This is a genomic window from Rhizobium sp. R693 (genome assembly GCF_002211315.1).
Lineage (GTDB): Bacteria > Pseudomonadota > Alphaproteobacteria > Rhizobiales > Rhizobiaceae > Rhizobium.
Window position 1 is genome coordinate 445,351 of record NZ_LOKY01000001.1, and the last position, 20,689, is coordinate 466,039.

At 60.2% G+C, this 20,689-nt stretch carries 18 protein-coding genes and 1 pseudogene; 16 read left to right on the forward strand and 3 right to left on the reverse strand.

Translation table 11 applies throughout. The annotated features are described in order from the left end of the window. The first annotated feature begins 84 nt into the window (after window positions 1-84). Window positions 85-1,392 carry a 4-aminobutyrate--2-oxoglutarate transaminase gene (gabT, locus tag ATY79_RS02180; RefSeq protein WP_088702886.1) on the forward strand — a complete coding sequence of 436 codons (1,308 nt, stop codon included), beginning with the start codon at window positions 85-87 and terminating at the stop codon, window positions 1,390-1,392. A gap of 58 nt (window positions 1,393-1,450) precedes the next feature. Here the strand turns inward: gabT and ATY79_RS02185 are convergent, their stop codons facing one another. Next, entirely contained in the window at window positions 1,451-2,347 is an 897-nt protein-coding gene (locus ATY79_RS02185; protein WP_189637944.1) for a LysR family transcriptional regulator, read from the reverse strand. Window positions 2,348-2,495: 148 nt separating this feature from the next. Here ATY79_RS02185 and ATY79_RS02190 point away from each other — a divergent pair, with 148 nt between their 5' ends. From ATY79_RS02190 to ATY79_RS02200, 3 genes and pseudogenes are all read left to right on the forward strand, one after another. Continuing rightward, entirely contained in the window at window positions 2,496-3,689 is a 1,194-nt protein-coding gene (locus ATY79_RS02190) for an acyl-CoA dehydrogenase (RefSeq protein WP_088702888.1), read from the forward strand. Continuing rightward, a complete protein-coding gene (locus ATY79_RS02195) occupies window positions 3,689-4,897 on the forward strand; it encodes a CaiB/BaiF CoA-transferase family protein (RefSeq protein ID WP_088702889.1) in 1,209 nt (402 codons plus the stop codon). Before ATY79_RS02190 ends, ATY79_RS02195 begins: the two co-directional genes overlap by 1 nt. A gap of 357 nt (window positions 4,898-5,254) precedes the next feature. Continuing rightward, window positions 5,255-5,983, forward strand: a pseudogene (locus ATY79_RS02200) (TOBE domain-containing protein); the annotation flags it as partial. 106 nt (window positions 5,984-6,089) lie between these two features. On the opposite strand, the gene ATY79_RS02205 reads toward ATY79_RS02200, so the two are convergent. Beyond that, on the reverse strand, window positions 6,090-6,491 hold the full coding sequence (locus tag ATY79_RS02205; protein WP_088702890.1) for a GFA family protein: 402 nt from the start codon (window positions 6,489-6,491) through the stop codon (window positions 6,090-6,092). A gap of 473 nt (window positions 6,492-6,964) precedes the next feature. Between ATY79_RS02205 and ATY79_RS02210 the strand changes: the two genes are divergently transcribed. Genes ATY79_RS02210 through ATY79_RS02220 form a run of 3 tightly spaced genes read left to right on the forward strand, consistent with a single transcriptional unit; the run spans window position 6,965 to window position 10,038 of the window. Beyond that, complete coding sequence (locus tag ATY79_RS02210) at window positions 6,965-8,278, forward strand: CmpA/NrtA family ABC transporter substrate-binding protein (protein WP_088702891.1); 1,314 nt, start codon at window positions 6,965-6,967, stop codon at window positions 8,276-8,278. A gap of 57 nt (window positions 8,279-8,335) precedes the next feature. Further along, window positions 8,336-9,229, forward strand: coding sequence for a nitrate ABC transporter permease (gene ntrB, locus ATY79_RS02215; RefSeq protein ID WP_088702892.1), 894 nt, complete (start codon window positions 8,336-8,338; stop codon window positions 9,227-9,229). 11 nt (window positions 9,230-9,240) lie between these two features. After that, a complete protein-coding gene (locus ATY79_RS02220; protein WP_088702893.1) occupies window positions 9,241-10,038 on the forward strand; it encodes an ABC transporter ATP-binding protein in 798 nt (265 codons plus the stop codon). Window positions 10,039-10,101: 63 nt separating this feature from the next. On the opposite strand, the gene ATY79_RS02225 is transcribed toward ATY79_RS02220, so the two are convergent. Then, window positions 10,102-10,794: a GntR family transcriptional regulator gene (locus ATY79_RS02225; protein WP_088702894.1), complete on the reverse strand. Its 693-nt coding sequence runs from the start codon at window positions 10,792-10,794 to the stop codon at window positions 10,102-10,104. A 331-nt stretch (window positions 10,795-11,125) separates the two neighbouring features. Here ATY79_RS02225 and ATY79_RS02230 point away from each other — a divergent pair, with 331 nt between their 5' ends. The 9 genes from ATY79_RS02230 to ATY79_RS02270 all read left to right on the forward strand — a co-directional run bounded on the left by ATY79_RS02230 (window position 11,126) and on the right by ATY79_RS02270 (window position 20,469). Next, complete coding sequence (locus tag ATY79_RS02230) at window positions 11,126-12,250, forward strand: BMP family ABC transporter substrate-binding protein (protein WP_088703015.1); 1,125 nt, start codon at window positions 11,126-11,128, stop codon at window positions 12,248-12,250. 18 nt (window positions 12,251-12,268) lie between these two features. Then, complete coding sequence (locus ATY79_RS02235) at window positions 12,269-13,399, forward strand: ABC transporter permease (RefSeq protein ID WP_088702895.1); 1,131 nt, start codon at window positions 12,269-12,271, stop codon at window positions 13,397-13,399. After that, on the forward strand, window positions 13,399-14,325 hold the full coding sequence (locus ATY79_RS02240; protein ID WP_088703016.1) for an ABC transporter permease: 927 nt from the start codon (window positions 13,399-13,401) through the stop codon (window positions 14,323-14,325). Before ATY79_RS02235 ends, ATY79_RS02240 begins: the two co-directional genes overlap by 1 nt. A gap of 260 nt (window positions 14,326-14,585) precedes the next feature. After that, window positions 14,586-15,287, forward strand: coding sequence for an isochorismatase family cysteine hydrolase (locus ATY79_RS02245; protein ID WP_088702896.1), 702 nt, complete (start codon window positions 14,586-14,588; stop codon window positions 15,285-15,287). Then, complete coding sequence (locus ATY79_RS02250; protein WP_088702897.1) at window positions 15,284-16,834, forward strand: ABC transporter ATP-binding protein; 1,551 nt, start codon at window positions 15,284-15,286, stop codon at window positions 16,832-16,834. The genes ATY79_RS02245 and ATY79_RS02250 overlap by 4 nt, the downstream gene beginning before the upstream one ends. After that, window positions 16,834-17,502, forward strand: a complete 669-nt coding sequence (locus ATY79_RS02255; RefSeq protein ID WP_088702898.1) for a cysteine hydrolase — start codon at window positions 16,834-16,836, stop codon at window positions 17,500-17,502. Before ATY79_RS02250 ends, ATY79_RS02255 begins: the two co-directional genes overlap by 1 nt. Beyond that, the gene (locus tag ATY79_RS02260) at window positions 17,495-17,848 is read left to right on the forward strand and encodes a cupin domain-containing protein (protein WP_088702899.1); all 354 of its coding nucleotides are present in this window, start codon (window positions 17,495-17,497) and stop codon (window positions 17,846-17,848) included. The genes ATY79_RS02255 and ATY79_RS02260 overlap by 8 nt, the downstream gene beginning before the upstream one ends. Next, on the forward strand, window positions 17,845-19,677 hold the full coding sequence (gene atzF / locus ATY79_RS02265) for an allophanate hydrolase (RefSeq protein ID WP_088702900.1): 1,833 nt from the start codon (window positions 17,845-17,847) through the stop codon (window positions 19,675-19,677). Before ATY79_RS02260 ends, atzF begins: the two co-directional genes overlap by 4 nt. A 243-nt stretch (window positions 19,678-19,920) precedes the next feature. Then, complete coding sequence (locus ATY79_RS02270) at window positions 19,921-20,469, forward strand: sugar O-acetyltransferase (RefSeq protein WP_088703017.1); 549 nt, start codon at window positions 19,921-19,923, stop codon at window positions 20,467-20,469. The last annotated feature ends 220 nt before the right edge of the window (window positions 20,470-20,689 follow it).

Consider the following 20,689-nt stretch of genomic DNA (forward strand, 5'->3'; position numbering starts at 1 on the left):
CATCGCCTGGGCAGCGCGCTCTGCCCAGGCGATCCGAATATCCGGGCCTGGCCCAATCCCGATCAACGACACTGGACTTCAATCATGACCGCTTCAAGAGACCTGCACTCCCGTCAGAAGGCCGCCGTCGCCGGCGGCGTTGGAACGCGTGCCATATTCGCAAAAAGAGCTCAAAATTCCGAGCTCTGGGATGTGGACGGCAAACGCTTCATCGATTTTTCTGCCGGGATTGCCGTCAACAATACGGGCCATCGCCATCCGGCCGTCATGCGCGCCGTCGCCGATCAAGCCCAGCAATTCACCCATACCTGCTTTCACGTTGCCCCCTATGAGGGATATGTCAGGCTTGCCGAGCGATTGAACAGGATCGCGCCGACAGGCAATGACAACCGCACGATGCTGGTAACCACGGGTGCCGAAGCGGTGGAAAACGCGGTCAAGATCGCCCGCGCCTATACGAAACGGCCCGGTGTTGTCGCATTTTCCGGCGCTTTCCATGGCCGCACCATGCTTGGCATGGCGCTGACCGGCAAGGTCATGCCCTATAAGAGGAATTTTGGCCCCTTCCCTGCCGAAATCTATCACGCGCCGTTCCCGACCCCCTTTCTCGGCATTTCCACGCAGGAGGCGATCGCCAGCCTTGAGCGCTTGTTCGCGGCCGATATCGATCCCGAGCGTATTGCGGCCTTTATCGTCGAACCGGTTCAGGGCGAAGGCGGCTTCAATATTGCCCCGAATGAATTCCTTGTCCGCTTGCGCGAGATCGCAGACAGGCATGGCATCGTGCTGATCGCCGATGAAGTGCAGTCCGGCATGGCGAGAACGGGCAAGATGTTCGGTTTCGAACACTCCGACGTCAAACCGGATCTCGTGACTATGGCAAAAGGCCTCGCCGGCGGCTTCCCGCTGTCGGCCGTTACCGGCAAGAGCGATATCATGAACGCTGCGCACGCAGGAGGACTGGGCGGCACCTATGCGGGAAATCCGCTCAGTGTCGCGGCCGCCAATGCAGTCCTCGATGTCATTGACGACGAGCAGCTTTGTGAACGCGCGACCGAAATCGGCCGTCGCATCACCGACCGGTTGACGTCGCTTGCATCGCGCCAGGGGATGGAACGGATCGGCGACGTGCGCGGTCTTGGCGCCATGGTCGCTTTTGAGCTCGTCGAGGATCGCCAGACGAAAACAGCGGCGCCTGCGATCACCAACCGCATCGTCGCGGAAGCTGAAGCGCGCGGGCTCATCCTGCTGTCGTGCGGAACCCGTCTGAACGTAATCCGTCTGCTGCCGCCCCTGACGATCGAATGGGATATCCTTTCGGAAGGTTTGGACATCTTGGAGGCCTCGATCGAGGCAGCATTCTCTGCGTCACGGGGCATGGTGGCAGCGTAAGGCTCGAGAGCTCGTGCCGGCAAATAACCTGTATCCTACCCCGTCTCGCTCCGGAGATTCAGGAAGTTCCCGACAGGGTTTCTGTAGCCAGCCAGGCGCGGAAAGCTTCGAGCGGTGGGTAATTGGCCCGTGATTGCGGCCAGACGAGCCAATAGGATCCCGAGCCTGGCACCGATCTCTTCAGGACCGGTGCCAGGCGCCCTTCGATTATTTCCGTGTCAGCGAGATAGTCCGGAAGAAGAGCCACGCCGAGCCCGGAGATCGCTGCCTGCGTCATCGTTGCGAACTGGTCGAAAAGCATCCCCGTCACACTCGCCGGTTCTGCTCCCTGAGCGGCAAACCAGATCCTCCAGCCGGTCGGCCTTGTTTCCAGTTGCAGAAGCGGCAGCCTCGCCATGTCCGCGGCATCGGCAATCGGATGTTCAGCCAGGAGCGCCGGCGAAATGCAGGCCGTCAGGCGCTCCTCGAATAGTTTCATATGGTCGGCATCGCGCCAATCGTCTGCTCCAAAATGGATGGCTGCGTCAAAACTCTCGGCGGCAAAGTTGAAGCGCTTTAGCCGCGTTGCGAGGTTGATGGTGATCCCTGGATGTTTGACCAGGAATGCGCCCAACCGCGGCGCCAGCCACCGCGTGCCGAAAGCCGGCAGGATCGCCAGCGACAGGGTGCCGCCGCCTGGGTTGGCTGTAAATTCCATGCTGCCCCGCTGGATGAGATCGAGCGCGCGGCTCACGTCCCGCCCATAGGCGTGAGCTGCCTCCGTCGCAATGAGCTTCTGCCTGTGTCGCTCGAAGAGCGGCCGACCAAGCTGCTGCTCCAGATTCTGCACGAGGCGGCTGACCGTGCTCTGTGTCAGATCAAGCTCACGCGCCGCCGCGGCCGTCGAACCGGTGCGCAAGACGGCTTCGAATGCAGACAGAAGGCTCATGGAGGGAAGGAACCGGCGCGGGCGCATCGAACCTATGCATTTTATGAATTAGATCACGTCTAAATAGGATTATTTCTCGCGAACCACAATCGGTAAATACATGAGCAAGCAGCTTCGATATCCGAGGTCGCATTTCATTCGAGGGAAATCCGTGACGACAAATTCCGCCGCAGCCATGTCTTCTGCACAGACGAGCGCGTTCGCGTGGGACGATCCCTTCCTCTTGGAGGAGCAGCTTACTGACGAGGAACGCATGATCCGCGATGCCGCCAAGGCCTTTGCAGAGGCCGAATTGCTGCCGCACGTGGGGGATGCCTATCTTCAGGAGAAGACCGATCCCGGTCTCTTCCGGCTGATGGGCAAGGCCGGGCTTCTCGGCGTGACGTTGCCGGAAAAATATGGGGCGGCCGGCGCCAACTACGTCTCTTATGGGCTGGTGGCGCGCGAGGTCGAACGCGTCGATTCAGGCTACCGGTCAATGATGAGCGTCCAGTCGTCGCTGGTGATCTATCCGATCTATGCCTATGGCTCGGAAGAACAGCGAGACAAGTATCTACCGGGACTCGTCTCCGGGGAATTGATCGGCTGCTTCGGTCTGACCGAGCCGGATGCCGGCTCCGATCCTGGCGGCATGAAGACCCGCGCCGAGAAAATCGATGGCGGGTATCGCCTGCGTGGCTCCAAGATGTGGATATCGAATGCGCCGATCGCCGATGTCTTCGTTGTCTGGGCGAAGTCGCAAGCCCATAACGGCCAGATCCGCGGTTTCATCCTCGAAAAGGGCATGAAAGGCCTGTCGGCGCCAAAAATCGGCGGCAAGCTGTCGCTGCGTGCCTCGATCACCGGCGAGATCGTGATCGACGGCGTCGAGGTCGGCGAGGACGCCCTTTTGCCGAATGTTTCGGGTCTTAAGGGGCCGTTCGGCTGCCTGAACCGCGCTCGCTACGGCATTTCCTGGGGCGTGCTCGGCGCTGCCGAGGATTGCTGGTTCCGCGCCCGGCAATATGGGCTCGATCGCATCCAGTTCGGCAAACCATTGGCTGGCACTCAGCTCTACCAGAAGAAGCTCGCAGACATGCAGACGGAGATCGCACTCGGCCTGCAGGCTTCACTCCGCGTAGGGCGCCTGATGGACGAGCACAAATTTGCGCCGGAGATGATCTCGATCGTCAAGCGCAACAACTGCGGCAAGGCGCTCGATATCGCCAGGCAAGCCCGCGATATGCACGGCGGCAACGGCATCCAGATCGAATACCACGTCATGCGCCATGCGCAGAACCTTGAAACGGTCAACACCTACGAGGGCACGCATGATGTCCACGCACTGATCCTCGGCCGCGCCCAGACTGGGATTCAGGCGTTCTTCTGATGGGCGGTCCGAACAGTGCGCCGCTTGCCGGCCTGAAAGTCGTCGAACTTGCCCGCATCCTGGCAGGTCCCTGGATCGGCCAGACGCTCGCCGATCTCGGCGCCGAAGTTATCAAGGTGGAAAGCCCACAGGGCGACGACACCCGCAGTTGGGGGCCGCCCTTCATCGAACGCCCGGACGGTAAGGGCAGCACCGAGAAGGTGGCGGCGTATTTTCATGCGGCAAATCGTGGAAAGTCGTCGGTCATTTGCGATTTCGGCGAGCCGGAGGACCTTGACCGCGTCAAAGCCTTGATCGCGGAAGCGGATGTCGTGGTCGAAAACTTCAAGGTCGGGGGATTGAAGAAATTCGGCCTCGATTATGAAAGCGTCACTGCGATCAATCCGCGGATCGTCTACGCGTCCGTGACCGGTTTCGGTCAGACTGGCCCGCGCGCGCATCAGCCAGGCTACGATTTCCTCATCCAGGGTATGTGCGGAATTATGGATTTGACCGGCGAGCCAGACCGCGAGCCGCAGAAAGTCGGTGTCGCCTGGATCGACGTCTTTACCGGACTTTACGGCGTCATCGGCATTCAGGCAGCTCTTGCCGAGCGGGACCGCTCCGGCGCTGGCCAGCAGGTCGATCTGGCGCTCTTCGACGTCGGGGTTTCAGTCCTTGCCAACCAGGCCATGAACTATCTCGCAAGCGGCAACGTGCCTCACCGTATGGGCAACGCCCATCCGAATATCGTGCCCTATCAGGTTTTCTCCGCCTCTAACGGTCATCTCATCATCGCTTGTGGCAACGACCGGCAGTTTGCGTCCCTTTGCGACCTGCTGGATCTCGCTGCGCTTGCCGGAGATCCGGCCTACGCCACCAATCCTGCGCGGGTGGAAAATCGGAAGCAGCTGTGCGCGATGATTGCGGAAAAGACGAGACTTCGGCCGAAAGCAGAACTGCTCGCCGCACTCGAAGGGGCGGGCATTCCAGCAGGGCCGATCAATAGCGTCGCAGAGGCGATCGACGATCCGCAGATCAAGGCGCGCAGGCTTAAGATCGCTCCGGAAGGCTTGCCCGGGTTGAGAACGCCGATTGGCTTCTCGCGTAGTCCCCTCACGCTCGACGGGGCCTCGCCGCTTTTTGGCGCCGGACGCTGGAGGTTTGCTTCCGAAAAGCCGGAAGTAGACACGACAATCGACACCATCGAAGGGCTGATGTCAGATTAACTCGTGCTGAAGTTCAGGCTGAATGGTGGCTGGTGATGATCCCACTCCCAGTCAGTTGGAACCAAAGTTGTCGTTTCCAGCCTTCTGTAATCGACGACACGGTCTGGCTGTGCTTCCAATTTCCGCTGTGCGTACGCCTGGTGGACGATCCGCAGTCGGCGTCGCAAATAAAAGCCTGTGATAACATCGATTTAAGGAATGCCTGATGGTTTGACACGTCGTCACGTTCCCGGCCTTTATGACCTAGTCTTCATGCCCATCGCGTATTCGCATCACGAAAACGGGCCGGCGATCCTGTTTAAACATCGCGCAAGTGAATGGACGAGCGCAGTTGAATGAGGGGCACGGCTCCGTTCTCTGCAGGCGGCGGCCGAAACGCTCGACCTTGTGCCCTATCTGGACCGGTATCCGCGTCAGCTTTCGGGCGGCCAGAGGCAGCGCGTGGCGATGGGCAGAGCGATCGTCAGGTCGCCGCAAGTGTTCCTGTTCGACGAGCCTCTGTCGAATCTCGACGCGAAGCTGCGTGTCCAGATGCGCAAGGAGATCAAGGAGCTACACCAGCGGCTGAAGACCACCACCGTCTATGTCACCCATGACCAAGTCGAAGCGATGACCATGGCCGACAAGATCGTCGTAATGCAACGCGGCAATGTCGAGCAGATCGGCACACCTCTGGAACTTTACGATCGCCCAGGCAACACGTTCGTCGCAACCTTCATCGGCTCGCCATCGATGAATCTCCTGAAAGGTCGCTACAAGGCTGATGGCGCAATCTTCGTCACCGAGACCGGCGACGAGATCGCGCTCGGTTTCACCCCGGAAGCCTCCGACGGCCAGTCTGTGCTCCTCGGCGTCCGGCCTGAGCACCTGTCGCTTAAAGAAAGCGGCTTGACGGCATCTGTCAACGTCACCGAGCCCACTGGGCATGAGACGATGGTCTTCCTGCGCTACGGGCCGGGCGAGCTTGTCGCAGTATTTTCCGAACGCCACGATTTTGAACCGGGCCAAGTTGTGACGATAGCGCCCCGCCCCGGCAAGCTTCATCTTTTTGATGCGACGTCGGGCAAGACGCTGCGGCCAGGTTGAGCCCCGGGGGCAGCCCGGCGTCGGACCACATGGCGAACCTATCACCACAACTAGCTCGGTCGCGCGTGGGAGGTGCATTGCCTCAATGGGAAACCAAATATCGTTGTCAATCTGAATGATGGACAGCCACAGCGAGGAGAGGGTCAACCCAGCTGTGCCGTTGCGCTTCCCAGCCTGAATAAGCTGGGGGCGGAAAGACGGGATCAGCAAATGCCCCGACGGCGACCGCGATGTGGCCAGGAAATGCTTCTGCTTCCCAATACACAGTCGATCCACATACGGGGCAGAACCGGAACAACACTGAACGTTTGGCATCCGATTGACGTGTGAATTGCGTTGAGTTGCCAAAGATTGCCGTTTGTGGCCTGGCAAACCATGCCTGAGCACCGAAAACAGCTCCGGTGCGACGTTGACACTCGAGGCAGTGGCACATCGAGATCCGTAACGGTTCGCCCTTGCAAACGATCTCTAGTTTTCCGCAACTGCACGCTGCGCGACGCGTTTTCATGGGCACACCTCCGTTTATGTATCAGTCCGATCATTGGCACACGCCTCGGCTGGGCAGCCGAAGCGCATCTGAGGACAGACGACTGCGATCGCCCCAGCCGCTTGTCTCCCGCCTGTAATAACTGCTCACTTACTGTGCACTGCACAAATAAGCGCTCTCGCGGCGACGGCCTCAGCAACCACTGAACAAATTTTCTTCACAAATTCACCATGCATAAAAATTATGCATATTTGCGATTGTCAAATTTCCCGTTTAGTTTCCTATAGTTAACTATCGATATTAAAACTGGCACGATCGTTGCAGGTTCCAAGACGCACCGGTCAACGGCGACCGGCGCAGACAGGCGCTGCATAAGCGCCTGTGCTCGACACCGACGTCGCAAGGTTTTTGAAGTCCGGGATTTTGATCCAACGGACGCAATTTCCTGCGGCGTTTTTTTGTGTCCAAATTCGGCCAGCAGAGGGAACCTGCGCATGACAAAGAATTCGACGACTGGCATTTCGACAATCGGCATCACCCGCCGCGGCATGCTCAAGACGACTGCAACGGCTGCCCTCATCGGCGCCGTCAAGACTGCCTTTCCGTCTGGCGCCTTCGCCGCTGGGGCAGGCCCTGAAGTGAAAGGTGTCAAGCTTGGCTTCATCGCCCTGACGGATTCCGCACCGCTTATCATCGCCAAGGAAAAGGGCTTCTTCGACAAGCATGGCATTCCGGAGACGGACGTCGCCAAACAGGCATCCTGGGGTGCGACGCGCGACAATCTGGTGCTCGGCGGTGCCGCCAACGGGATCGATGGCGCTCACATCCTGTCGCCACTCCCCTATCTCATGCATACAGGCAAGGTGACGCAGAACAACAAACCGGTGCCGATGGCAATCCTCGCCCGGCTCAACCTCGACAGCCAGGGCATTTCCGTCGCCAAGGAATATGCCGAAACCGGCGTGCAGCTCGACGCTTCCAAACTGAAGGCGGCATTCGAAAAAAAGAGGGCGGAAGGCAAGGAAGTCAAGGCCGCCATGACTTTCCCGGGCGGCACCCACGACCTCTGGATCCGTTACTGGCTCGCCGCCGGTGGAATCGATCCGAACAAGGACGTCTCGACCATCGTCGTGCCGCCGCCGCAGATGGTCGCCAACATGAAGGTCGGCAACATGGACGTCTTCTGTGTGGGCGAACCGTGGAACGAGCAGCTCGTCAACCAGGGCATCGGCTTCACTGCCGCCACCACCGGCGAACTCTGGAATGGTCATCCGGAAAAGGCGCTTGGTCTGCGCGCCGACTGGATCGAAAAGAACCCCAACGCCGCCAAGGCCCTGCTGATGGCCGTCATGGAGGCCCAGCAATGGTGCGACAGCATGGACAACAAGGCGGAGATGGCCGACATCCTCGGAAAGCGCCAGTGGTTCAACGTTCCGACGAAGGATGTGCTCGGCCGCCTCAAGGGCGATATCAATTATGGCAACGGTCGCGAGGCCAAAGGCACCAACCTTTATATGAAGTTCTGGAAGGACGGCGCTTCATACCCGTTCAAGAGCCACGATAGCTGGTTCATGACGGAAAACATCCGATGGGGAAATCTGCCTGCGAATACCGACGTCAAGGCACTGGTCAACCAGGTCAACCGCGACGACATCTGGCGCGAGGCCGCCAGGGATCTCGGCGTCGCCGCAGCCGACATCCCCGCATCGTCATCGCGCGGCAAGGAGACCTTCTTCGACGGCAAGGTCTTCGACCCTGAAAATCCTTTAGCCTATCTCGACAGCCTTTCGATCAAGGCTGTCTCCTGAGCCCGCTTTCGGCGCGCGACGAGCGCGCCGGCCTTTCTTCACACGAGGAGCGCGTCTATGTCCGCCCTGGCAAGCAAACAAAATTCCTCCACGGCTGCCTGCGCCAAGCCGGCGGCAAAGGTCTTACCGTTTTCCCGCAAGCGCGGTTTGCAGATCGACTTTCGTCGTGCGGGGCTGACGGCACTTCGCAATGTCGTTCCGCCAGCCGTGGTGCTGGCGCTCATCCTCTTCGTCTGGCAGGCGCTGTGTTCTTCGACGGATGCATCCTTACCCTCCCCCCATCAGGTCTGGCAGGATAGCTATGATCTGATCGCCTATCCCTTCTTCAACAACGGCTCCCAGGATATCGGGCTCGGCTGGCGCGTGCTGGTCTCGCTGCAACGCGTCGCTTACGGCTTCGGGCTTGCCGGGATCATTGGCGTTGTCATCGGCGCCATCATCGGCCAATCCGTCTGGGCGATGCGCGGCCTCGATCCGATTTTCCAGGTGCTGCGTACGGTTCCCCCACTCGCCTGGCTGCCGCTGTCGCTTGCAGCCTTTCAAGATTCCAACCCTTCGGCGATCTTCGTCATCTTCATCACCTCGATCTGGCCTGTCGTCATCAACACCGCCGTCGGCGTACGCAATATTCCGCAGGATTATCGCAATGTGGCTGAGGTGCTACGCCTCAACCAGTTTGAATTTTTCTGGAAGATCATGCTGCCTTCGGCAGCGCCCTACATCTTCACCGGCCTCAGGATCGGCGTCGGCCTCTCCTGGCTTGCCATCGTCGCAGCCGAAATGCTGACCGGCGGCGTCGGCATCGGCTTCTTCATCTGGGACGCGTGGAACTCGTCGCGCCTTCCAGACATCATCGTCGCGCTCGCCTATATCGGCGTCGTCGGCTCCGCCCTCGACAAGCTGGTGGCCGCGCTCGGCAAACTCGTCACCCGCGGCGCCATGGCCAACTGAGGAACCCATTCATGAACGCCTATCTGAAACTCGACCGCGTCGACAAACATTTCGATCGGGGCGGCATGCGCGCCGAAGTCCTGAAAGACATCAACCTGACGATCTCCAAGGGCGAATTCGTTTCGATCATTGGCCATTCGGGCTGTGGCAAGTCCACTCTGCTCAACCTCATTGCCGGTCTCACCCCGGTTTCCGCTGGCGGCGTGCTCCTTGAAAACCGCGAAGTCAACGAACCAGGCCCGGAACGCGCAGTCGTCTTCCAGAACCACTCGCTGCTGCCGTGGCTGACGGTCTACGAGAACGTGAACCTCGCCGTCTCCAAGGTCTTCAACAGAACAAAGACCAAGGCCGAGCGGCACGACTGGGTCATGGCCAACCTCGAGCTTGTGCAGATGGCTCATGCCAAGGACAAGCGGCCCTCGGAGATTTCGGGGGGCATGAAACAGCGTGTCGGCATTGCTCGCGCACTTTCGATGGAGCCGAAGATCCTGTTGCTCGACGAGCCCTTCGGCGCGCTCGACGCACTGACCCGCGCCCACCTTCAGGACGCGGTGATGGAAATCCACGCCCGGCTCGGCAACACGATGGTGATGATCACTCATGACGTCGATGAGGCGGTGCTTTTGTCGGACCGCATCGTGATGATGACCAACGGTCCGGCGGCTCGCATCGGCGAAGTGCTGGACGTGATCATGTCCCGTCCTCGCAATCGCATCGAACTCGCCTCCGATCGGACATATCTCAAATGCCGCGAAGCCGTGTTGAAATTCCTCTACGAACGCCACCGCTTCATAGAAGCCGCCGAGTAGACGCCGCCAAACAGCCACGGTCGTTCTGGCCGCCGTGGCTTTCGATCTTGCCGCGGACCTGATCTAGGCGCCACGCTCTGTCCGCTCCCCGCCTGTTGCAAACACCGCGCTGGCATCGCTGACAATCTCTACGTGGGAATATGCCGCCTGAGCTGCTGCTGCGGCATCCGCTCGCATGATCGCGGTGACGATCCGGCCATGCTCCTCATAGGATTTTGCCAGGCGCCCGGGCAGACGGAACTGCGCTCGCCGAAAGGCAGCAAGCCGTGCCCGCGTCTGGGTCACCATCTCGAAGACATGATCATTATGCGCGCCGCGATAAAGCCGGGTGTGGAACTCGGTGTTGTAAACCGAATATTCCTCCTGCGCGCCGGCATGCACGAGCCTCATCGATGCCCTGTGCATCATTTCCAGCGTGCGCCGCTCATCGCCTGTCATACGCTCGGCCGACAGCCTGGCGCAGATCGCTTCGAGTTCCGCCATCGCCTCGAACATTGAATGCAGATAGGCCTCGGTGACGGTGGCAACAACGGCACTGCGGTTCGGCTCGCGCTCGATCAATCCCATGGCGCCGAGTTCGCGCAGAGCTTCTCGTACCGGCGTACGCGAAACGTCGAAACGCGTGGCGAGCGAGACTTCGTCGAGCTTCGCGCCAGGCAGGATTGAACCGGTGACGATCATGTCGGAAATCGCCCGCACCATCTGTTCGACGGTGGTTCCGGTACGGATGACTTCCCTGCGGCCGGCCTGCTTCACGATGCGAATCTGCTCACTTTGACACTCTGCATACAGATGGCGCGCGAGGCTCAATAAGTCAAATGCAGCTGTGAAGTTATTGTTAAATTTAAACTTTCCGACTCTGGAAACGTGTGCTTCGCAATCTACTTTGCTACCGATGTGAATAACAAATACTCATTGACTAGTTCTTATGCACAAGATCCTTGAATCTGCATACACTTTCCTCAGTGTGTCTTCTGTATTCATGGAAATTATATATAAATCAATATGTTAATATCTGGCACGCGCATTGCATGCACTTTTCTGCAGCATTTTTTTCGAACCGGCCTCGGCCGCAAGGAGCATTCCGATGACCAATCTCCTTTCCATGAACCGCCGCCATTTCCTTCAGGCGTCAGCAGCCGGCGCCCTCGCCTTGACACCGGGCCTCATGCCTCGCCGCGCCCTCGCTGAGAGCGCGCTGACCGTCGGCTTCATCTACGTCGGTCCCAAGGACGACTACGGCTATAACCAGGCGCATGCCGAAGGTGCAGCGGCGCTGAAGGCCGTTGCCGGCGTCACGATCGTCGAAGAGGAAAATGTCCCCGAAACCGTGGATGTCCAGAAGACGATGGAATCGATGATCAACCTCGACGGCGCGACGCTGATTTTCCCGACGTCGTTTGGCTATTTCGACCCGCATATGCTGGCGATGGCGGCGAAGTATCCGGATATCCAGTTTCGCCATTGCGGCGGCCTCTGGCAGGAAGGCAAGAACCCGGCAAACACCGGCTCGTATTTCGGCTACATCTTCCAGGGGCAATACTTGAACGGGGTCGCAGCCGGCTACACCTCAAAGAGCAAGAAACTCGGTTTCGTCGCCGCCAAACCCATTCCGCAGGTGCTTCAGAACATCAACGCCTTCCTGCTCGGGGCGCGTTCGGTCGATCCGTCAATCACCTGCCAGGTCATATTCACCGGCGAGTGGTCGCTTGCCGTCAAGGAGGCCGAAGCGACCAACGCGCTGATCGACCAGGGCGCCGATGTGATCACCTGCCATGTCGACAGCCCGAAGGTTGTTGTCGAGACGGCTGCCGGCCGCGGCGCTTTCGTCTGCGGTTACCACGCAAACCAGAGCCCGCTGGCGCCGGAAAAGTATCTGACCGGCGCCGAATGGGCGTGGGGAAATGTCTACACCGATTTCGTCAAGAAGGCACAGGCCGGCGAGAAGCTTGGCAACTTCGTGCGCGGCGGCCTCAAGGACGGCTTCGTCAAGATGAGCCCGCTCGGGCCTGCCGTACCGGCCGAGGGACGGACGAAATTCGACGCCACTTTGGCCGAGATGATGACGGGTGCGTTCTCCGTCTTCAAGGGACCGATCAAGGACAACAAGGGCAACGTCGTCGTCACGGCCGACAAGAGCTATGCCGAAGATGCCATCGAGCTCGAGAGCATGGCCTACCTGGTGGAAGGCGTCGTCGGATCCACGGCCTGAGCCAGGGGGAGAAGCGCCATGACAGTCGAGGCGAACACGTCACAAATAGCCATCGCTTCCGAACGATCCTCCGTATTCAGACCCATCGTCGAATGGCTGGCACGGCGCGCGGAACCTATTGTCATCAGCTTCGGCGCAATTCTGATCGGACTGGCGCTCTTCTCCCTCTTCATCCTGGTGATCGGCAAATCGCCGGCTACCTTGTTCCAACTGATGTACACCGGCGGCTTCGGCAGTTGGTTCTCGATCCAGAATAGCCTCAGCCGGGCTGCCCCACTTCTTCTGACAGCGCTTTGCGTCGCCTTACCAGCCCGTCTGGGGCTCGTCATTATCGGCGGCGAGGGCGCAGTGGTATTGGGTGGCGTTGCTGCTGCGGCCGCCGCGTTGCCGTTCGTCGGAACATTACCTGCCCTCCTCGTCCTCATGCTGATGGCGGCGGTGGCAATGATCGTCGGCGGCATCTGGATCGGTTTTGCTGGGTTCCTGCGACACTATCGCGGCGTCAACGAGACTATCTCCTCGCTGCTGCTCGCCTATATCGCCATCGCGCTGATGAACCAGCTCGTGGAAGGACCGCTGCGCGATCCGGCGAGCCTGAACAAGCCCTCCACTGCTCCCCTGCCCGCGCATTACATGCTCGGCAAGATACCCGGAATGGACGTTCATTGGGGGCTGGCCATTGGCGTTGCCGCCTGCATCGTCTCGTCGGTACTGATCGAGATCACGAGTTATGGATTTGCGGCGCGTATCGCCGGCGGCAACGTTCGCGCCGCTCAGATCCAGGGCTTGCCTGTCGGTCGACTGATCGTCGGTTTCACGGCGATCGCCGGCAGCTTTGCCGGTCTTGCCGGCATGATCGAAGTCGCCGCTGTCCAGGGCAGCGCCAATGCCTCGCTGGCTGCGGGCTACGGCTATACCGGCATCCTCGTCGCCTTCCTGGCGCGGCACAATCCACTGGCAATCATTCCGGTCGCCATCCTGCTTGGCGGCATCGACGCGTCGGGTGGGCTGATCCAGCGCCGGATGGGCTTGCCCGACGCGACCGTACTGGTGCTGCAGGGAACGCTCTTCGTCGTCATCCTCTTTTGCGAGACCTTTTACGGCCGCTTCAAGATCTTCAATCCCGACCTCTGGAAAAGACGCTCATGATGGAAGCAAGCGGCATTGGCATCTGGGGCGTCCCCCTCGCAATCCTCGCGGGCGCGATCCGCGTCTCGACACCCTTCATCTTCGTCAGCCTCGGCGAGACCATCACCGAACGCTCCGGCCGCATCAATCTCGGGCTTGAGGGCACACTCGTCTTCGGCGCCATGACGGCCTATGCGATCGCCGTGCAAAGCGGTTCGCCCTGGCTCGGCGTGCTGGCGGCCATTGGCACTGGCGCTCTCTTCGGCCTGCTGCACGGATGGATTTGCAAGTGGCCAAAGGTCAACGACATTGCGATCGGCATCGCCATGATGCAATTCGGCCTCGGACTGGCGTTCTTTCTCGGCAAGCCGTTCATCCGACCGGCAGCCCCGCACCTGCCGTCGATCCCGCTCGGCGCATGGTCAAATCTTGCGCAGGTTCAGGCGGCCTTGAACATCAATGTGCTTTTCATCCTGGGCGGCCTGCTTGCGCTCTTTTTGTGGTGGGCGTTCAAAAACACACGCATCGGTCTCGTCCTGCGTGTCGTCGGGGACAGCACCGATGCGGCGAAAGCGATGGGGATCGATCCGGAGCGTGTCCGCCTGTTGGCGACCGCGGTCGGCGGATCGCTCGCCGCCGTCGGCGGTGCCTATCTCTCACTCTACTACCCCGGCTCCTGGAGCGAAGGCATCTCTTCCGGACAGGGCCTGATGGCGGTGGCGCTGGTGATCTTCGCGCGCTGGAACCCGATCGGCTGCTTTCTGGCGGCACTGCTCTTCGGTGGCGCGGGCGCGCTTGGCCCTGCCCTGCAGTCGGTTGGCGTCACAAAGGGATACTACCTGTTTTACGCGGCACCCTACGTTCTGACGCTCGTCATCCTGATTGCAACCTCGTCGCCCACCCGTACGCTGGCCGGAGCCCCCGGCGCATTGTCGCTCACGAAATAGGGGATCTGCCATGGATGGTTTCTGCAGCCTCAACACATTCGGTCAGGGCGCCTTTCAATTTTGCCGCCGTGGTTACGTCGCCGTCGATAGCGGCGCCGGGAACACCCCGTATGCCTGCATGCGCGACCTCGTTGTCGGGCAATTATCGGTTGCGCACGAAAGGCGATGTCAAGGGCGTCGATGGCACATCCAGCGGCTTCTGCACGGGGGCGCGGCGCCATGCGAAACTCTCAAACTTGCGCGGTAAATAGGAGAAGACGATGGATGCGATGGTCGAAGCCAAGGGACACTACATCAATGCCGATCCTTACGCCTGGCCCTACAACGGCGCGTTAAGACCCGACAACACGGCGCTCATCATCATCGACATGCAGACTGATTTTTGCGGTCCGGGCGGCTATGTCGATCACATGGGCTATGACCTTTCGCTGGTGCGCGCGCCGATCGAGCCGATCAAGAGAGTGCTTTTTGCCATGCGCGCCAAGGGCTACCACGTCATCCATACGCGCGAGGGCCACCGGCCCGACCTCGCCGATCTACCCGCGAACAAGCGCTGGCGCTCAAAGCGCATCAACGCTGGCATCGGCGACGCCGGCCCTTGCGGCCGCATCCTCGTTCGTGGAGAACCAGGGTGGGAGATTATCGATGAGTTGAAGCCGATCGAGGGCGAGACGATCATCGACAAACCCGGCAAGGGCTCCTTCTGCGCCACGGATCTGGAGCTTATTCTCAACCAGAAGCGGATCGACAACATCATCCTGACCGGCATCACCACCGATGTCTGCGTTCACACGACGATGCGTGAGGCAAACGATCGCGGCTTCGAGTGCCTGCTGCTCGAGGACTGCTGCGGCGCCACCGATTACGGCAATCATCTCGCCGCCATCAAGATGGTGAAGATGCAGGGCGGTGTGTTCGGCTCCGTTACCAACTCCGAAACACTCGTGAGCCAGCTGCCATGACGACCGTCCGCGACACCCCGCTCCCGCAGCCTGGCAAGGCTATCGGCATCGACACGATCGACATGACGATGCGCTTTGGCGGCTTCACCGCGCTCGACCATGTATCGATCAAGGTGCCTGCCGGCAGCTTCCACGCCCTGCTCGGCGAAAACGGCGCCGGCAAGTCGACGCTCGTCAAATGCATCATGGGTTTCTACCACGCGACCTCGGGCTCGCTTTCCGTCAACGGCCACGAAGTGGCGATCGCCTCGCCCAGGGACGCCACCACCCACGGCCTCGGCATGGTCTATCAGCATTTCACGCTCGTTCCCTCACTGACAGGCGCCGAAAACCTCGTCATCAGCCGTGCGGAAGTGCCCGCTATCATCAACTGGACGAAAGAACGCAAGGATCTGGCCGAATTCATCGAGCGCATGCCCTTCAAGATCCCGCTTAACCGGCCCGTACGCGACCTTGCCGCGGGCGAAAAGCAGAAGCTGGAGATCATCAAGCAGCTCTATCTCGGCCGCTCCTTCCTGATCCTCGACGAGCCGACATCCGTGCTGACGCCTGCCGAAGCGGACGAAATGCTTAGCCTCGTGCGCGACATGACCAAGCGCGGTGAGCTGACGGTATTGATGATCTCTCACAAGTTCCATGAGGTGACGAAGTTTGCAGATGCCGTCTCGGTCCTGCGGCGCGGCAAGCTGGTCGGCAGCGGCAAGATCGACGAGCTCTCCACGTCAGACATGGCGGCGATGATGATTGGCGATGTGAAACTCGCCGAGCTCGGTACCCGCGCCCTGGTTTCTGATAGGGCCAAGCCCGTCCTCAAGATGGAAAGGGTCAAGGCGGCAGACCGCTCCGGCCTCAAGACAATCGAGATCGATAATCTCATGGTGCGCTCAGGCGAGATCGTTGGCATCGCCGGCATTTCCGGCAACGGCCAGAAGGAGCTGACGGAAATTTTGGCCGGGCAGCGCCCGACCGACAGCGGCAGCGTCACCGTCAACGGCCAAGCCTATGGCGCGACGCGTCCCGAGACCCGCATCAACAAGGTGCGTTTCATTCCCGAAGAACCGCTGCAAAATGCCTGCGCCCCACGCATGACGGTCAGCGAAAACCTCGCCTTTCGCACTTTCGATCTGAAGGCTAACGGCAAGGATGCGATCTGGCTGAACAAGGGCAGGATGAGGAAACGCGCCGCAGCGCTGATCTCCGACTTCAAGGTGAAGACGGCCTCTTCTTCCTCACCGATCGCCGCACTTTCGGGCGGCAATGTGCAGCGCGCGGTTCTCGCCCGCGAACTGACCGGCGAGGTGGACCTGCTGATCGTCTCGAACCCCTGTTTCGGCCTCGATTTTGCCGCCGTCGCCGAAATCCGCGCCCGCATCATGAAGGCGCGCAATTCCGGCGCGGCGGTCCTGCTGCTTTCTGAAGATCTCGACGAACTTCTAGAAATGTCCGACCGCATCATGGTCATTTCCGAAGGCAGGCTGATCTACGAGACAGAGGCGCGCTTCGCCGATATCGGTGCGATCGGCGCACACATGGCAGGGCATCACTGATGGCAAAGATCAAGGCAGAACCCTTCGCCTTCGAGGTCAAGCGCGACCAACTTGCCCTTGTCGTCATCGACATGCAGCGTGATTTCGCTGAACCCGGCGGCTTTGGCGCCAGCCTCGGAAATGATGTCAGTCGCATCACCAGGATCGTGCCTGATGTCAAACGCCTCATTGAGGGCTTCCGAAATGCCGGCCTGCCGGTCATTCATACGATGGAGTGCCACAAGCCCGATCTTTCGGACTTGCCGCCGGCAAAGCGCGATCGTGGCAGCCCGAGGCTGCGCATCGGCGACGAAGGCCCGATGGGTCGCATCCTGATCTCGGGCGAGCCCGGCACCGCAATCCTGCCGGAACTTGCTCCCGCAAACGGGGAAGTCGTCATCGAAAAACCCGGCAAGGGCGCCTTCTACGCCACCGAGCTCGGCGAAGTGTTGCAGCACAAGGGTATCAAACAGCTCGTTTTCGCGGGTGTGACGACGGAGGTCTGCGTACAGACCACGATGCGCGAGGCGAACGACCGTGGCTACGAATGCCTGCTCGCGGAGGAGGCGACGGAAAGCTATTTTCCCGAATTCAAGGCTGCCGCCATCGCCATGATCCGCGCCCAGGGCGCGATCGTTGGCTGGACCGCCCATGTCGATGACATCCTGGAAAGCATCACCGATGCCTGAAACGACCCGCGAACTGCTGACCACAGGTGGCTGGAAGGAACTGGAATTCGGCGCCTTCCGCGAAAAGGTGACAATTCACTGGATCCGCCCCTTCGACGGCGATCAACCAGGCGTTGCCCTCCTGAAATACGAGGCCGGGGCTTCCGTTCCACGTCATCGGCACGAAGGGCTGGAAACCATCCTGGTCCTCGAAGGAGTACAGTCCGATGAGGCGGGCGATTACGGCCGCGGCAGTTATGTCGTCAATGCGCCCGGTAGCGAGCATTCGGTCTGGAGCGATAGCGGCTGTGTCGTGCTCATTCAGTGGGACCGGCCCGTAACAATACTGAAAGAGGAATTAGCATGAACTCGACGATACCAGCCTTCGACATTGCCTCGCTGCACGATTTTTATCGCAACGGTGGCGGTGTCGCTAAGATCGTCGAAGCGGTCTTCGCCCGCATTGCCGCCGTGAACGATCCCGGCATCTTCATTCATCTGGCAAAGAAGGATTTTGTGCTGGCCGAGGCAGAAAAGCTTGGCAGCTTCGATCCCTCAAGGCCGCTTTTCGGCATTCCCTTTGCGGTGAAGGACAATATCGATGTCGCTGGCATGCCAACGACTGCGGCCTGCCCGGACTATGCTTATCTGCCGGAACAGGACGCCACCATTGTCCGCCTGCTGAAAAACGCTGGCGCGCTGGTGATCGGCAAGACCAATCTCGACCAGTTCGCGACCGGGCTTGTTGGTGTGCGCTCGCCCTATCCGATCCCGAAAAATGCCATTGATCCGAAACTGGTGCCAGGCGGCTCGTCTTCCGGTTCGGCTGTGGCAACGGCACAGGGCATCGTCAGCTTCGCGCTCGGCACGGACACGGCCGGTTCGGGCCGTATTCCAGCTGGCCTCAACAATATCGTCGGCCTCAAACCGAGTGTCGGCGCGCTTTCGACGACCGGCGTCCTTCCCGCGTGTCGCACGCTCGACTGTGTCTCGATCTTCGCGCTCACGGTCGACGACGCATGGACCGTGTTTTCCGTCGCCGCTCAACATGATGAGGCGGACGCCTATTCGAAAACCATTGCCCCGACCGGATTTGGAGCGGCTTTGCCGGTACTCACCATCGGCGTGCCTGCGAAAGCCGAGCTGCAATTCTTCGGCGACGCCGTTATGGAAGCGGCCTATTTCAATGCGTTGTCCGCGCTGGAAAAACTCGGCCACAAGCTGGTCGAAATACCCTTCGCCGCATTCTACAAGGTCGCGAACCTGCTATATGAGGGCGCCTGGGTGGCCGAACGCTATGCCGCGATCAAGCCGTTTTTCGACACCCGGGAGCAGAGCCTTCATCCGGTCACCCGCAAGATCTACGGCGCCGCCAAGACGCTTTCGGCCGCCGACGCCTTTAGCGGCCTCTACGCGCTGCAGGCCCTGAAGAAAGAGATCGCGCCTCTGATCGCATCGGTCGATCTGTTCTGCGTACCGACCGCACCCACACATTATACCCTGGCCGATCTTGAGGCGGAGCCAATCCGCGAGAATTCGCGCCTCGGCACTTATACGAACTTCGTCAACCTGCTCGACATGTGCGGTATTGCCGTGCCGACCGGAACCCGCTCCGACGGCCTTCCTGCGAGCGTAACGCTGCTTGCTCTCTCCGGCCGAGACGGGCTGACCGCAACGCTTGCTCGTGATCTCCATCGGGCAAGTGGTGTGAGGCTTGGGGCGACAGGTTGGTCGCAGCCCCCCTCGGTTCCTCCAACGTCGACTACCCAGGATGCGGATCTGATCAATATCGTTGTCGTCGGCGCGCATCTTTCCGGCATGCCGCTGAACCATCAGCTTACCGATCTCGGTGGAAAATTCTCTCGCGTAGCACAGACATCCGCCGCATACAGGCTTTATACGCTTACAGGGTCCGTGCCGCCCAAACCCGGCATGACACGTGTTGGCGAGGACGAAGGCAGCGAAATCGAAGTGGAAGTCTGGACGCTAACACCCGCGGCTTTCGGCGCTTTCGTGGCGGCCATCCCCGCTCCCATGAGCATCGGGACCATCATGCTATCGGACGGCACTTCGGCAAAGGGCTTTCTGGTGGAACCGCTGGCGCTCGTCGGAGCTTTAGACATAACCAACTATGGCGGCTGGCGAGCCTTTCAGAGCAAGCTTTCGCCGCCGCACAGGGTCGACAAGGCCAGTTGACAGACCACTCTGGAATAACATGCGACTACGCATTTTTCTGCAGCGCCTTGCAATAGACGCTGACCGCATCAGCTGGACGTTAGCTTTGTTCATCTGTTGGAAAGGAACTGCGATAGGCGACCGCATGTTCGGGCGTTTATCGCCTGTCTCCAAGCCAAGCGGCACGATTGCGGCTCTTGCGACGACACTCCCCCTTCGTCCATCATCGAACCTGCGATATTGGAACAACTCAAGGAGCATCTGGTGAGCGCTAGTGAACGACAGAAGATGGCCGCAGGAGAGTGGTATTGCTGCCTCGATCCGGAGCTCGATGCCCTGCGCGTGCTTGCGCGCAAAGCAGTGCATCAGCACAATACACTTGATCCCGAAAATCGGGGCAATATCGCGCCAGCACTAAGAGCGCTTTTTGCGGAAGCGCCTGACGATGCGTTCATCGAGGCGCCGTTCCATTGCGCCTACGGCATGAACATCTCGCTCGGCAAACGTGTCTATCTCAATGCCGGCTGCACGATCCTGGACACTGCCAGCGTGCGGATCGGCCAAGGCTCCATGCTGGGGCCCGGTGTCCAGATCTACTGCGCCGACCATCACAGGGATCCGGCTCTTCGCCGTAGTGGACTGCAGATCGACCGGCCCGTGTCGATCGGCACCGACGTCTGGATCGGTGGGGGCGCCATCATCCTCTGCGGCGTGACGATCGGAGACGGCGCTATCGTTGGCGCCGGTTCGGTCGTCACCCGCGACATCGCAGAAGGTGCAACGGTGGTTGGCAATCCGGCGCGACAGGTCTGACGGACAAAGCGGCCGCCTTTATAGTCGGCTCGGAGCGAGTACCACCGGCGCAGCCGACGGCGAAGGCTGCGTCCCAATCAGTCTTACCGACAATGTCCTCTCGTCGACGACGTCGGCCAATTAGGCTCGAACGCTGGCTTAAAGACTTGAGAAGCGAACTGGATGAATGCTCGCACCAAGGACCTATCCGGCCGATTCGCGACACGGGCTTTGACGCGTA